At 61.8% G+C, this 13,435-nt stretch carries 11 protein-coding genes; 8 read left to right on the top strand and 3 right to left on the bottom strand.

Annotated features, from left to right (window positions below; all coding sequences use genetic code 11):
* Nucleotides 1-3: 3 nt before the first annotated feature.
* From I8746_RS11315 to I8746_RS11305, 3 genes are all read right to left on the bottom strand, one after another.
* Complete coding sequence (locus I8746_RS11315) at nt 4-1,446, bottom strand: SulP family inorganic anion transporter (RefSeq protein WP_003251409.1); 1,443 nt, start codon at nt 1,444-1,446, stop codon at nt 4-6.
* Nucleotides 1,447-1,529: 83 nt separating this feature from the next.
* A complete protein-coding gene (locus tag I8746_RS11310) occupies nt 1,530-3,239 on the bottom strand; it encodes a S8/S53 family peptidase (RefSeq protein ID WP_221100696.1) in 1,710 nt (569 codons plus the stop codon).
* Between the two features lie 53 nt (nt 3,240-3,292).
* Nucleotides 3,293-4,468 (bottom strand): hypothetical protein, encoded by a 1,176-nt coding sequence (locus I8746_RS11305; protein WP_221100695.1) that lies wholly within the window; start codon nt 4,466-4,468, stop codon nt 3,293-3,295.
* A 125-nt stretch (nt 4,469-4,593) separates the two neighbouring features.
* Between I8746_RS11305 and I8746_RS11300 the strand changes: the two genes are divergently transcribed.
* The 8 genes from I8746_RS11300 to nuoF all read left to right on the top strand — a co-directional run bounded on the left by I8746_RS11300 (nt 4,594) and on the right by nuoF (nt 13,329).
* Nucleotides 4,594-5,358: a secretin N-terminal domain-containing protein gene (locus I8746_RS11300; protein WP_173879731.1), complete on the top strand. Its 765-nt coding sequence runs from the start codon at nt 4,594-4,596 to the stop codon at nt 5,356-5,358.
* A gap of 490 nt (nt 5,359-5,848) precedes the next feature.
* Nucleotides 5,849-7,174 (top strand): isocitrate lyase, encoded by a 1,326-nt coding sequence (aceA, locus tag I8746_RS11295; RefSeq protein ID WP_012051772.1) that lies wholly within the window; start codon nt 5,849-5,851, stop codon nt 7,172-7,174.
* Nucleotides 7,175-7,463: 289 nt separating this feature from the next.
* Nucleotides 7,464-8,126 (top strand): lysoplasmalogenase, encoded by a 663-nt coding sequence (locus tag I8746_RS11290; RefSeq protein WP_221100694.1) that lies wholly within the window; start codon nt 7,464-7,466, stop codon nt 8,124-8,126.
* A 383-nt stretch (nt 8,127-8,509) separates the two neighbouring features.
* Nucleotides 8,510-8,923: an NADH-quinone oxidoreductase subunit A gene (locus tag I8746_RS11285; protein ID WP_003251427.1), complete on the top strand. Its 414-nt coding sequence runs from the start codon at nt 8,510-8,512 to the stop codon at nt 8,921-8,923.
* Nucleotides 8,924-8,932: 9 nt separating this feature from the next.
* Complete coding sequence (locus tag I8746_RS11280) at nt 8,933-9,610, top strand: NADH-quinone oxidoreductase subunit B family protein (protein WP_003251429.1); 678 nt, start codon at nt 8,933-8,935, stop codon at nt 9,608-9,610.
* A 79-nt stretch (nt 9,611-9,689) separates the two neighbouring features.
* The gene (nuoC, locus tag I8746_RS11275) at nt 9,690-11,471 is read left to right on the top strand and encodes an NADH-quinone oxidoreductase subunit C/D (protein ID WP_003251431.1); all 1,782 of its coding nucleotides are present in this window, start codon (nt 9,690-9,692) and stop codon (nt 11,469-11,471) included.
* Between the two features lie 2 nt (nt 11,472-11,473).
* Nucleotides 11,474-11,971 (top strand): NADH-quinone oxidoreductase subunit NuoE, encoded by a 498-nt coding sequence (gene nuoE, locus I8746_RS11270; RefSeq protein WP_012313767.1) that lies wholly within the window; start codon nt 11,474-11,476, stop codon nt 11,969-11,971.
* A complete protein-coding gene (gene nuoF / locus I8746_RS11265; protein ID WP_010954901.1) occupies nt 11,968-13,329 on the top strand; it encodes an NADH-quinone oxidoreductase subunit NuoF in 1,362 nt (453 codons plus the stop codon). Before nuoE ends, nuoF begins: the two co-directional genes overlap by 4 nt.
* Nucleotides 13,330-13,435 lie beyond the last annotated feature (106 nt).

Genomic DNA, 13,435 nt, shown 5'->3' with positions numbered 1-13,435 from the left:
TTTTCAGTGCTGCTCGCCCGCCCGCTTCAACAGCTTCTTGCACCGCTCGGACAAATGCACCACGCGCAAATGCTTGCCCGCCTTGGCATAGCGCTCGCGCAGGGTTTTCAGCGCCGCAACCGCCGAATAGTCGACAAAGCTCAAATGCTGGCAATCCAGCGTGACCTGGGCCGGGTCCCCGGCCGTGTCGAACTGGTTGAGGAACGAGGTGGTCGAGGCAAAGAACAGCGTGCCATGCAGCTGATAACGCTTGCCGCCCTCCGCGTCCTCATGGGTGTCGGCATACAGCTCCCGCGCATGCTGCCAGGCAAAGTTGAGCGCCGCGATGATGATACCGAACAGCACTGCCATGGCCAGGTCGGTGAGCACCGTGACCACGGTCACCGCCACGATCGCCAGCACATCATTCACCGGCACCTTGTGCAACACCCGCAACGACGCCCAGGCAAAGGTCTGCTGGGCCACCACGAACATCACCCCAACCAGCGCCGCCAGGGGAATGCGCTCGATCAGCGGCGACAGGAACAGCACGAACAGCAGAATCATTACCCCGGCCACTACCCCCGACAACCGGCCCCGGCCATTGGAGCTGAGGTTGATCACCGTCTGCCCGATCATCGCGCAGCCGCCCATGCCGCCGCACAGGCCCGACACCATGTTCGCAGCGCCCAATGCCACACACTCGCGGTCCGGGAAGCCACGGCTCTCGGTGATCTCATCGGTCAGGTTGAGGGTGAGCAGGGTTTCCAGCAGGCCGACCATGGCCATCAGCACCGCGTAGGGGGCGATGATCTTCAGGGTTTCCAGATTCCAGGGCACCTCCGGCAGCGCCAGCCCTGGCAGGCCACCGGCGATATGCGCCATGTCGCCCAGGGTGCGGGTAGGCAGCCCGAGCACGTACACCAGCAGGCCAACACCGAGGATCGCCACCAAGGCCGGCGGCACCGCACGGGTCAGTTTCGGCAGCACATAAACCACCGCCATGGTCAGCGCGACCAGGCCGATCATCAGGTACAGCGGCGTGCCACTGAGCCAGTGTTCGCCGTCCTTGAAATGCTCCAGCTGAGCCATGGCGATGACGATGGCCAGGCCGTTCACGAAGCCAAGCATGACCGGGTATGGCACCAGGCGCACCAGTTTGCCCAGACGCAGCAGGCCGAACAGGATCATCACCACACCGCCCAGCAGCACCGTGGCCAGCAGGTACTGCACGCCGTGCTGCACCACCAAGGCGACGATCACCACCGCCATCGAGCCGGCAGCGCCTGAGATCATCCCCGGCCGCCCGCCGAACAGCGCCGTCAGGGTACAAATGATGAACGCGCCATACAGGCCCATCAGCGGGTTGAGGTGGGCCACCAGGGCAAAGGCGATGCACTCGGGGACCAAGGCGAACGAGGTGGTAAGGCCGGCGAGCAGGTCGGCGCGTAGTCGGGCGGGCTTCATGGGCTTCCTGTGGTGCAGTCCTGACGGACGTTAGAAAAACGAGGGGCGCGATGTTACGGAATTTGTCTGACAGCGGCCACCGCTCAACGCACCCGTTCCAGGCTCTGCACGGCCAGGTCCAGCGCACGCTGCATGTCCAGGCGCGCCGAACGGCCCAGGTCCGGGTCGTTCAGGCGGCCACCACGCTCTGAGGGCAGGATCGGCGCCGTCAGGTCTTCGGCATCCATCGCTTCAAAATCCTGTTCGGCGCCCAGGGTCAAGGCACTGCGCCGCAACAGCATGCGCACCTGTTCCGGGGTAAGTGCCGGGTTGATCGACAGCATCGTCGCCACAGTGGCAGTCACCAAGGGTGTTGCGTACGACGTGCCGCAATGCGCAGCCTCGGCAGACACTGGGCGTATGCAGGCAGCAGCACTGACGTCCACGCGCATGTCGATATTGGAACTGTGACGCTTGCGCACGTGATCGTGGGCTTCAACTGCCGTAGCCTTGTCACTGCGCTGATGCCCGCCCACCACCAGCAATTGTTCGGTGATGAATGACGAAGGCAGGCGATATTCATCGGTCCCCGACCAGGACGCACCATTGCCCGCCGAATTCACCACGACCACATCAGGGTGCTCCTTGCGCAGCCAGAGGAAGAACTCCTCAAGTAACTCCTCGTAGCCACTCATTGCCAGCCCGGAGCGCACCAGCGAATCGACCTCATCACCCTTCACATTGCGTGCCCCGACCCGGTGAATGCCCCAGCTCCAGTTCAGCACCCGCACGCCATCTTCGACCAGGTTCACCGAGGCAGCGATGTTGGCGGTGATACCGGCATCCGAGTTGCGCTCTACCACCACCTCGAAGCCAGGGCTGTGCTTGCCCAGCCCTGGCAAAAAGCCCTCACCCTGCCCAGCGAGAATGCCTGCGACATGGCTGCCGTGGCTTGCCGGGCGATTACCGTCGCGAGCGTAGAGGCATGTCTGGCCTTGTTCGCAGCCCCCTCGATAATGGCTGAACCCCGGGGCGTCAAAGTCCACTTCGCGCTCGATTACCCCGACCCGCACGGGCTTCACCGGCAAGCGAGAAGCGGCAATCCGGCGCCGGTAGAAATACAGCGCGTCCATGAAGCGGTTGGCGGCCCATTCGTCCGCCTGGTCGATGGCCCGGGTGCTGCGCCCATTGCCCTCCTCCCCGCGCTCGGGGCCGGACTCTTCGACAATCACGGCATCCACACTGACTTCACTGCCCATGCGCAGGACCATCGCATCGCGCTGCACCAGGTCATCTACCGGCAAGCGCAGCTGGTAGACATTCAGCGGCGGTATGGCACCGACAACCTGGGCGCCGTATTTGCCGGCGATGCGCCGGGCCTCGTCGAGGCCGTCGTATTTTTCTTCGATCAACAGGCTGACCAGATCGACATAGGTGGTCAGGCCATCCATGTTCTTCGCCACTTCATCGGGCCCTGCGGCGATCACATGACTGCGTTGGCGGCTCAGCCATACCGGGTTGCTGGTGCGGCCGCCATCGGCCAGCCAGAGCGGGGCACTGCGCTGGGCTTGTCTCGCCAGTTTCAGCGTTAGCCGGTCACCTTGGCGCTCGATATCGGCTTCTGACAGCCGCGTACCGCCGAGCCATACCGTTGGCAGATTTGCCCGGAGCCCTTCGACACGCAGGCACCATCGCTGCTGGCTATCGCTGAACAAGTCGCCGCAACGCTGCAGCTGCTTGATGCGCAGCGTGTCCGCTGCAGCCTGTGCACCAAGACTGCAAAGCCATAACAGCAAGATCAGGACACCCTTCATGCAATCACCCCACGCGCTCCCTGTGAGTGCGACTTACGGGGCACCTCAAAGGTTCACCTGTGGCTGACAACTGCCTGGTCGCGGGCGAGCCATTCGGCCATGGCAGTATCCTCCAACGCGTACTCGCCACGATTGGCCTTCCACACCAGCTCCTTGTCGCGCAGGGCATCAAGGGCCTTCTGTACGTTTGCCGTGTTGACGTTGGCTACCGCCTGGGCCTGCTCCAGCTTGCGGCTGACCTCAACCAGGGTTTGCTCGGTAAACGGGGAAAACGACTGCCGGCCCAGCGTGCGCTCGGCCATGACCTCTAGCACGGCCTGCTGCAACGGCGTAAGTTCGTTCCAAGCGCTTTCGTAGTCACTCCACACCCCGGCTTGATGGTTCAGCGCCCCATTGCGCAGCAGTTCACCCAGGTTGCCCGCCTCACCCAGGCCGACACTGACTTCGGCCAACAGTTTGTTGAGCATTTCCGGGCGCCGGCCGACCAATTCGAACGCGTATGCCAGGTCCTCTACCTTGAACTGGTTACTGTCGGCCAGGCGACGGTTCCACAAGGCGGTGATGAATTCGACATATTCACGCCCCAGCAACGGAAATGGCGTGATGCTGGCACCAAAGAATGGCTGCTTGCTCTTGAGTACCAGGTTGGCCAGCTTGTCGCGACTAGAGCCCGTGAACACCAGGCGCAAGCCGTCCGGACGGTCGCCACGGTTAAGGTGGTCACGCGCGGCTTTCAGCGCGAACATCGCATTAAGGCCATCTTCGCTGTTAAGGGCGTGCTGAGCCTCGTCGATGATCAGTACTACCAACTGCCCTGACACTTGATGCAACACGGCAAGCGCCTGGGCCAGGGTAGTACCCGCAGGCAGTTGCGGGCGGGTGAAATCCCAGCTCAGGGTGCGCAGCAGGTTGATCTTGTCGATACCGGCCTTTTTCGCGGTCCTGGCCAGCGCGCCTTCGAATCTGGCCAGCGCAGTACCGATGGCGCCGCTGATGAGCTGCGCAGGGGCGGCGTCGCGATCCGACCACAGGTCGACGTAAACCGGTAGCCAGCCGCGCTGTACGCATTCCGGTATGAAGTCGTTGTTGAGGAAGGTGCTCTTGCCCGTACGCCGGGGCGCGGCCAGGAACATGCCCGAGCTGTAATCGACCAACGACTCGCCGGCCAGGTCTTGGGCCAGTGCGGTGGCCAACTGATGACGGCGAAGGAGCGGGCGAACGGGAGACATGCAATTAACCTCAATTATCTTACCTACTATAATTTATAGCCTACAAGATAAACCAGGATAATACGACCGTCCGCAACAGTGCCGGCGTGATCCAGATCCGGCAAAAAGTCAGCAAATTTGCCATCATGTTGATTCCACCTGCGGAGATCATGGACATGCCGCTACGCCCCCTTTTCACCTCCCTGTTGCTGGTCGCCAGCCTCACCGCCCATGCCGCCACCGAGGTGGTGCCACTTCAGCATCGCAGCAGCGCCGAACTGCTGCCCGCCCTGCAGGCGTTCATCGGCAAGGACGGCACGGTCAGCGCCTTCGAGAACAAACTGATCGTCAACGCCAGCCCCGAGCGCATCGACGACCTGCGCGCCCTGCTGCAACAGCTGGATACCGCGCCCAAGCGCCTGCTGATCAGCGTCGACAACAACGACAGCAACTTCCAGGACAACCGCGGCAACGCACGCGTCATTCACTACGGCACCAGCAACCGCGACGGCGGCATGCAGCAGGTACAAGCCAGCGAAGGGCAACCGGCACTGATCCAGGTAGGCCAGAGCATCCCCATTACCAGCACCAGCACAGACGGCTATGGGCGCATTCAGAGCAACACCGAATACCGCAACGTGACCCAAGGCTTCTACGTGACCCCCAGCCTGAGCGGCGAAACGGTTCGTCTGCAAATAAGCAGCAATAATGACCGTATCAGCCATGAACGTGCAGATGTAGTGAAAGTACAAAGTACCGACACGACAGTCACGGGCAAGCTCGGCGAGTGGATCACCCTGGCGGGGTTCAACCAGCAGAGCCAAGCCGATCGCAGCGCATCAAGCCATACGTACAGCACCCAACGGGGTGAAAACATGACATTGCGGGTCAAAGTCGACCTTGTTGACTGATACCAGGCAATTCAAGGCTTCGACCAAAGGCCTTGAAACTGACTGCCAAGTCGCATTAGACCAAAGATGTAGTAAGTACAAAAAAGCACTACAAAACATTTGACAGGGTCTTTTTCCCAAGGGCATGATGGCCTCGCTCCCGCTAATCAGGGGCCCTGGCAAGGGCCTTCGAGGCGTGCTCCTCCCACCCCTGGAGGCGCCTCGTGTCTATACGGCCCACAAGGCGGTTCGACGGGATTGCGACTGCAACGAAGAAGTTGTCCCGAGGGACGGAAGCGCATCACCGCAGTACTGGCAATCGCGTCGCACCGCAGCAAGGCAACCACGAGCCGACCTGCCGGAGCACACCTTCGCCTGGTCTGCCCACCCTTCCCCTTCGAGCCTTCGCGTTCGCCGCCGCATTCCTGCGAACAGGACAGCCGCCAGGCACCTGATCTGCTCCGAGCATCAGCACAATTAACCCAAGATCGATGCGACGAGGTTTATTTCCATGGCACTGACACGCGAACAGCAAATTGCAGCCCTCGAGAAAGACTGGGCCGAAAACCCGCGCTGGAAAGGCGTGACCCGTACCTACACCGCCGCTGATGTCGTTCGCCTGCGTGGCTCCGTGCAACCTGAGCACACCTTTGCGCGTCAGGGCGCAGAAAAACTGTGGAAGCTGGTCACCGAAGGTGCCCACCCGTCCTTCCGCCCCGAAAAAGATTTCGTCAACTGCATGGGCGCCCTGACGGGCGGCCAGGCTGTACAGCAGGTCAAGGCCGGCATCCAGGCCATCTACCTGTCCGGCTGGCAGGTTGCCGCCGACAACAACTCGGCCGAGTCGATGTACCCTGACCAGTCGCTGTACCCGGTCGACTCGGTACCGACCGTGGTCAAACGCATCAACAACGCGTTCCGCCGCGCCGACCAGATCCAGTGGAAAGCCGGCAAGAACCCGGGCGACGAAGGGTACATCGACTACTTCGCGCCCATCGTGGCCGACGCCGAAGCCGGTTTCGGTGGCGTACTGAACGCCTACGAGCTGATGAAGAACATGATCGAAGCAGGCGCCGCCGGCGTGCACTTCGAAGACCAGCTGGCCTCGGTTAAAAAATGCGGCCACATGGGCGGCAAGGTGCTGGTGCCGACTCAGGAAGCCGTACAGAAGCTGGTGGCCGCTCGCCTGGCCGCTGACGTGTCGGGTGTACCGACCATCATTCTGGCCCGCACCGACGCCAACGCCGCCGACCTGCTGACCAGCGACTGCGACCCGTACGACCAGCCGTTCGTGGTTGGCGAGCGCACCCGCGAAGGCTTCTACAAGGTCCGTGCCGGCCTCGATCAGGCCATTGCCCGCGGCCTGGCCTATGCCCCGTACGCCGACCTGATCTGGTGTGAAACCGCCAAGCCGGACCTGGACGAAGCCCGTCGCTTCGCCGAGGCGATCAAGAAGGAGTACCCGGACCAGATCCTGTCGTACAACTGCTCGCCTTCCTTCAACTGGAAGAAAAACCTGGACGACGCCACCATCGCCAAGTTCCAGCGCGAACTGTCGGCCATGGGTTACAAGCATCAGTTCATCACCCTGGCCGGCATCCACAACATGTGGCACGGCATGTTCAACCTGGCGCACGACTACGCCCGCAACGACATGACCGCCTATGTGAAGCTGCAGGAGCAGGAATTCGCTGACGCCAGCAAGGGCTACACCTTCGTGGCGCACCAGCAGGAAGTGGGCACTGGCTACTTCGACGACATGACCACCGTGATCCAGGGTGGCGCTTCGTCGGTGACTGCACTGACCGGTTCGACCGAGGAAGAGCAGTTCCACTGATAGTGGGCTGCGGTTGAACAAGGCCCGGGGCTTGTGAAAGCTCCGGGCCTTTGTTTTTACCCGAGAAAGGGCCGGGGCTGCTGGCCAATTTTTACCAGCCGTTCAGCGTTGCCGCCGCTACCGTATTCGCGGGTAAACCCGCTCCTACACTAATCGGGAGGAGACACACATCGGCGATTGGGCGCAGGCCGCTGCAGGAACGGGTTTACCCGCGAAAGGGCCGGCACAGGCCGCAGCAAAACCCCGGATCAGGGCTATGCTTGTGGCAGCCCAGCAGCAAGGACCGCCCATGCCTCGTCCAAGCCACCTGATGATTCTCGCCCTGACCGCCGCTGCCCTCTATCTATATGCACTGGCCAGCGACAACACCCTGCTCGCCCTCATGACCAAACCCATCCCGGTGCTGGCCTTGATTGCCTGGCTGCGCAGCACCCCGGTTTCGCCTTATCGCACATGGATCTCGATCGGCCTGGCCTTCTCGGTACTCGGCGACATCCTGCTGGCCATCCCCGCCGACCTGTTCGTGTTCGGCTTGGCTGCTTTCCTTTGTGCCCACCTTGCTTACCTGCGCGGCTATTGCGGCATTACCCTGCGCCCCGCCCTGCCCGCACTGATCTTCAGCGCAATCACGGGCATCGCGCTGCTCGGTGTACTGGCCAGCCACAGCCTCGGCCCGTTGCTGATCCCGGTAGCGCTCTACGCCCTGGCCATCAGCGCCATGCTCTGGCGCGCACTGGCCTGCGGGGGAGTGGCAGCACTGGGTGCCGGCCTGTTCGTGTTCTCCGACAGCCTGATCGGCATCGACCGCTTCGTCAGCCCGTTCGCCGCCGCACCGTACCTGATCATCCTCGCCTACTGGCTCGGCCAATGGGCCATCGCTTCATCAGTCAGTCATCGCTCAACCGATAAAGTATTGACCCAGAGCGGTGCACGCAGGACCGAGAGCTGCTAGAACAAGGGTTTTTTGCAATTGCAAGTAGGGGGAATCGCCAGATGAACTTTACAAGGCACAGAAGAGCCAAATTCAACGGCAGCAGCTCAAATGATATTAATTATCATTACAGGAGTTGCAATTCGTTACCTGCAGCAAGAAACATAATTAACAAAACCGCGCGTAATGCCCGAATTTCAAGGCTCTCAGCCAGTTACGAACGGTTTTTGTACTTAATCCTACGAATAAATTTGCGACAGAAATTTTACTTGCACCAGGTTTACCCATAAAATCAGCCCGATTGATCCGGCTGCGACATTTGGTCACTGCATGTGCGACGCCAAGTCGCCGCTCTACACTTATTTCAGACTGCAGAGCTGGGTCTCTGTATAAGGATTTCTAGCATGTCCGATTCGGCAGGACTCATCGCCCACAACTGGGGCTTTGCCATCTTCCTCCTGGGTGTCGTCGGCCTGTGCGCCTTCATGCTCGGCCTGTCCAGCCTGCTCGGTAGCAAGGCTTGGGGCCGCGCCAAGAACGAACCCTTCGAATCCGGCATGCTGCCCGTAGGCAGCGCGCGCCTGCGCCTGTCCGCCAAATTCTATCTGGTCGCGATGCTGTTCGTGATCTTCGATATCGAAGCCCTCTTTCTCTTTGCATGGTCTGTGTCCGTCCGCGAAAGCGGCTGGACCGGATTCGTCGAAGCACTCGTTTTCATAGCAATTCTGTTGGCAGGTCTTGTCTACCTATGGCGCGTCGGGGCACTTGATTGGGCTCCCGAAGGTCGCCGCAAGCGGCAAGCGAAGCTGAAACAATGAGGCTTTGGCATGCAATACAATCTCACCAGAATCGATCCGGATGCGCCCAACGAGCAGTACCCGGTCGGTGAACGGGAAACCGTCACCGATCAACTGCTAGAGGACCAGGTCCACAAGAACATCTTCATGGGCAAACTCGAAGATGTGCTGCGTGGTGCGGTCAACTGGGGTCGCAAGAACTCCCTCTGGCCGTACAACTTCGGCCTGTCCTGCTGCTACGTGGAAATGACCACGGCCTTCACGGCACCCCACGACATCGCCCGCTTCGGCGCCGAAGTCATCCGGGCCTCGCCGCGTCAGGCCGACTTCATGGTCATTGCCGGTACCTGCTTCGTGAAGATGGCGCCGATCATCCAGCGCCTGTACGAGCAGATGCTCGAACCAAAATGGGTCATTTCCATGGGTTCGTGCGCCAACTCCGGTGGCATGTACGACATCTACTCGGTCGTTCAGGGGGTCGACAAGTTCCTCCCCGTGGACGTCTATGTGCCTGGCTGCCCGCCACGCCCTGAGGCTTTCCTGCAAGGCTTGATGCTGTTGCAGGAGTCGATCGGCCAAGAACGACGCCCGCTTTCCTGGGTTGTTGGTGATCAAGGTATTTACCGTGCCGAGATGCCAGCCCAGAAAGACCTGCGTCGTGAGCAGCGCATTGCAGTAACCAACCTGCGCAGCCCCGACGAAGTCTGATCCAGCGACCTGCCGCCCGCTCCCGAAGGAGCCGGCGGCCTGGCTTCATTCTTAACGTTGACCCAAAGCGACCGAGACCATGACAGCGGACAACGCTATTTTCATTCCGCCCTACAAGGCTGACGACCAGGATGTGGTCGTCGAACTGAACAACCGTTTTGGCGCCGAAGCATTCGTCGCCCAGGAGACCCGCACCGGCATGCCCGTGCTGTGGGTAAAACGCGCCCAGCTCAAAGAGGTGCTCAGCTTCCTGCGCGGCGTCGCCAAGCCTTACAGCATGCTGTACGACCTGCATGGCGTCGACGAGCGCCTGCGCACCCAGCGCCGTGGTCTGCCAGCCGCCGATTTCAGCGTGTTCTACCACCTGTTGTCGATCGAGCGTAACAGCGATGTGATGATCAAGGTGTCGCTCAGCGAAGGCGACCTGAACCTGCCGACCGTGACGGGCATCTGGCCAAACGCCAACTGGTACGAGCGCGAAGTCTGGGACATGTTCGGCATCGACTTTGCCGGCCACCCGCACCTCAGCCGCATCATGATGCCGCCGACCTGGGAAGGTCACCCGCTGCGCAAGGACTACCCTGCCCGTGCGACCGAGTTCGACCCCTACAGCCTGACCCTGGCCAAGCAGCAGCTTGAAGAGGAATCGGCACGCTTCAACCCGGAAGCCTGGGGCATGAAACGTCAGGGCGCCAACGAGGACTACATGTTCCTCAACCTCGGCCCCAACCACCCTTCGGCGCACGGTGCGTTCCGTATCGTCCTGCAGCTGGACGGTGAAGAAATCGTCGACTGCGTACCGGACATCGGCTACCACCACCGTGGCGCCGAAAAAATGGCCGAGCGCCAGTCCTGGCACAGCTTCATCCCCTATACCGACCGTATCGATTACCTCGGCGGGGTGATGAACAACCTGCCGTACGTGCTTGCGGTAGAGAAGCTGGCCGGCATCAAGGTGCCGCAGAAGGTCGACGTGATTCGCATCATGCTGGCCGAGTTCTTCCGCATCACCAGCCACCTGCTGTTCCTGGGTACCTACATCCAGGACGTCGGCGCCATGACCCCGGTGTTCTTCACCTTCACCGACCGCCAGCGCGCCTACACCGTGATCGAAGCGATCACCGGTTTCCGCCTGCACCCGGCCTGGTACCGCATCGGTGGCGTCGCCCACGACCTGCCACGTGGCTGGGACAAGCTGGTCAAGGACTTTGTCGAGTGGCTGCCCAAGCGCCTCGACGAATACACCAAGGCCGCCCTGCAAAACAGCATCCTCAAGGGCCGTACCATCGGCGTTGCCGCGTACAACACCAAGGAAGCGCTGGAATGGGGCACCACCGGTGCCGGCTTGCGTGCCACCGGTTGCAACTTCGACCTGCGTAAAGCCCGTCCTTACTCCGGCTACGAAAACTTCGAGTTCGAAGTACCGCTGGCCCACAACGGCGATGCCTACGATCGCTGCATGGTCCGTGTCGAGGAGATGCGTCAGAGTATCCGCATCATCGACCAGTGCCTGCGCAACATGCCGGAAGGCCCGTACAAGGCGGATCACCCGCTGACCACGCCGCCGCCGAAAGAGCGCACCCTGCAGCACATCGAAACCCTGATCACGCACTTCCTGCAAGTCTCGTGGGGCCCGGTCATGCCGGCCAACGAGTCGTTCCAGATGATCGAAGCGACCAAGGGCATCAACAGTTACTACCTGACGAGCGATGGCGGCACCATGAGCTACCGCACCCGGATCCGCACCCCGAGCTACCCGCACCTGCAGCAGATCCCTTCGGTGATCAAAGGCAGCATGGTTGCCGACCTCATTGCGTACCTGGGCAGTATCGACTTCGTTATGGCTGACGTGGACCGCTAAGCATGAACAGCACGCTTATCCAGACAGACCGTTTCGCCCTGAGCGAAACCGAGCGCTCGGCCATCGAGCACGAAATGCATCACTACGAGGACCCGCGCGCGGCGTCCATCGAAGCCCTGAAGATCGTCCAGAAGGAGCGTGGCTGGGTGCCGGACGGCGCCATTTACGCCATCGGCGAAGTGCTGGGCATTCCGGCCAGCGACGTCGAGGGTGTCGCCACCTTCTACAGCCAGATCTTCCGCCAACCGGTCGGCCGCCACATCATCCGCGTGTGCGACAGCATGGTCTGCTACATCGGCGGCCATGAGTCGGTCGTCAGCCAGATCCAGAGCGAGCTGGGCATCGGCCTCGGCCAGACCACCGCCGACGGCCGTTTCACCCTGCTGCCCGTGTGCTGCCTGGGCAACTGCGACAAGGCCCCGGCACTGATGATCGACGACGACACCTTCGGTGACGTGCAGCCGGCTGGCGTTTCCAAACTGCTGGAGGGTTACGTATGACCATTACTTCCTTCGGCCCGGCCAACCGCATCGCGCGCTCGGCCGAAACCCACCCGCTGACCTGGCGCCTGCGTGACGACGGCGAGCCGGTCTGGCTGGCCGAGTACGAATCGAAGAACGGCTACGCCGCAGCCCGCAAGGCGCTGGCGCAGATGTCCGCCGACGACATCGTGCAGAGCGTCAAGGACTCCGGCCTCAAAGGCCGTGGCGGCGCAGGCTTCCCCACTGGCGTGAAGTGGGGCCTGATGCCCAAAGACGAATCCATGAACATCCGCTACCTGCTGTGCAACGCGGACGAGATGGAGCCGAACACCTGGAAGGACCGCATGCTGATGGAGCAACAGCCCCATCTGCTGGTCGAGGGCATGCTGATCAGCGCCCGCGCCCTCAAGGCCTACCGCGGCTACATCTTCCTGCGTGGCGAATACACCACCGCAGCGAAAAACCTCAACCGCGCCATCGACGAAGCCAAGGCCGCCGGCCTGCTGGGCAAGAACATCCTGGGCAGCGGTTTCGATTTCGAGCTGTTCGTGCACACCGGCGCCGGCCGCTACATCTGCGGTGAAGAAACCGCGCTGATCAACTCGCTGGAAGGCCGCCGCGCCAACCCGCGCTCCAAGCCGCCCTTCCCTGCCGCCGTTGGCGTGTGGGGCAAGCCGACGTGCGTGAACAACGTCGAAACCCTGTGCAACGTCCCGGCCATCGTCGCCAACGGCAACGACTGGTACAAGTCGCTGGCCCGCGAAGGCAGCGAAGACCATGGCACCAAGCTGATGGGCTTCTCCGGCAAGGTAAAGAACCCAGGCCTGTGGGAACTGCCATTTGGCGTTACCGCACGCGAATTGTTCGAAGACTACGCCGGTGGCATGCGTGATGGCTTCAAGCTCAAGTGCTGGCAGCCAGGCGGCGCCGGTACCGGCTTCCTGCTGCCCGAGCACCTTGATGCACAAATGTACGCCGGTGGCATCGCCAAGGTCGGCACCCGTATGGGCACCGGCCTGGCCATGGCGGTCGACGACAGCATCAACATGGTGTCGCTGCTGCGCAACATGGAAGAGTTCTTCGCCCGCGAATCGTGCGGCTGGTGCACCCCATGCCGTGACGGCCTGCCGTGGAGCGTGAAGATGCTGCGCGCACTGGAAAACGGCCAAGGCCGCGCCGAGGACATCGAGACGCTGCTGGGACTGGTCAACTTCCTCGGCCCGGGCCGTACCTTCTGTGCTCACGCACCGGGTGCCGTCGAGCCGCTGGGCAGTGCCATCAAATACTTCCGCTCGGAGTTCGAGGCCGGTGTGGCGCCAGAAAGCGCTGCCACCCTGCGCCCCGACCTGGCGAAGCCGATCGTGGTCGGCGCATAACAAGATGATTAGGCGGGTGGTCCGTGCCACTCGCCAGCTTACCGGCAGGCCCGAGCAATCGAGGCGTGTCGCAAGCTCACCGATTTCCATTAGCCACGCCCGCTCA

The organism is Pseudomonas sp. USTB-Z (assembly GCF_019691255.1).
GTDB classification, from domain to species: domain Bacteria; phylum Pseudomonadota; class Gammaproteobacteria; order Pseudomonadales; family Pseudomonadaceae; genus Aquipseudomonas; species Aquipseudomonas alloputida.
Note: the sequence above shows the minus strand (reverse complement) of the source record. Positions and strands in the feature narration are given on the sequence as shown.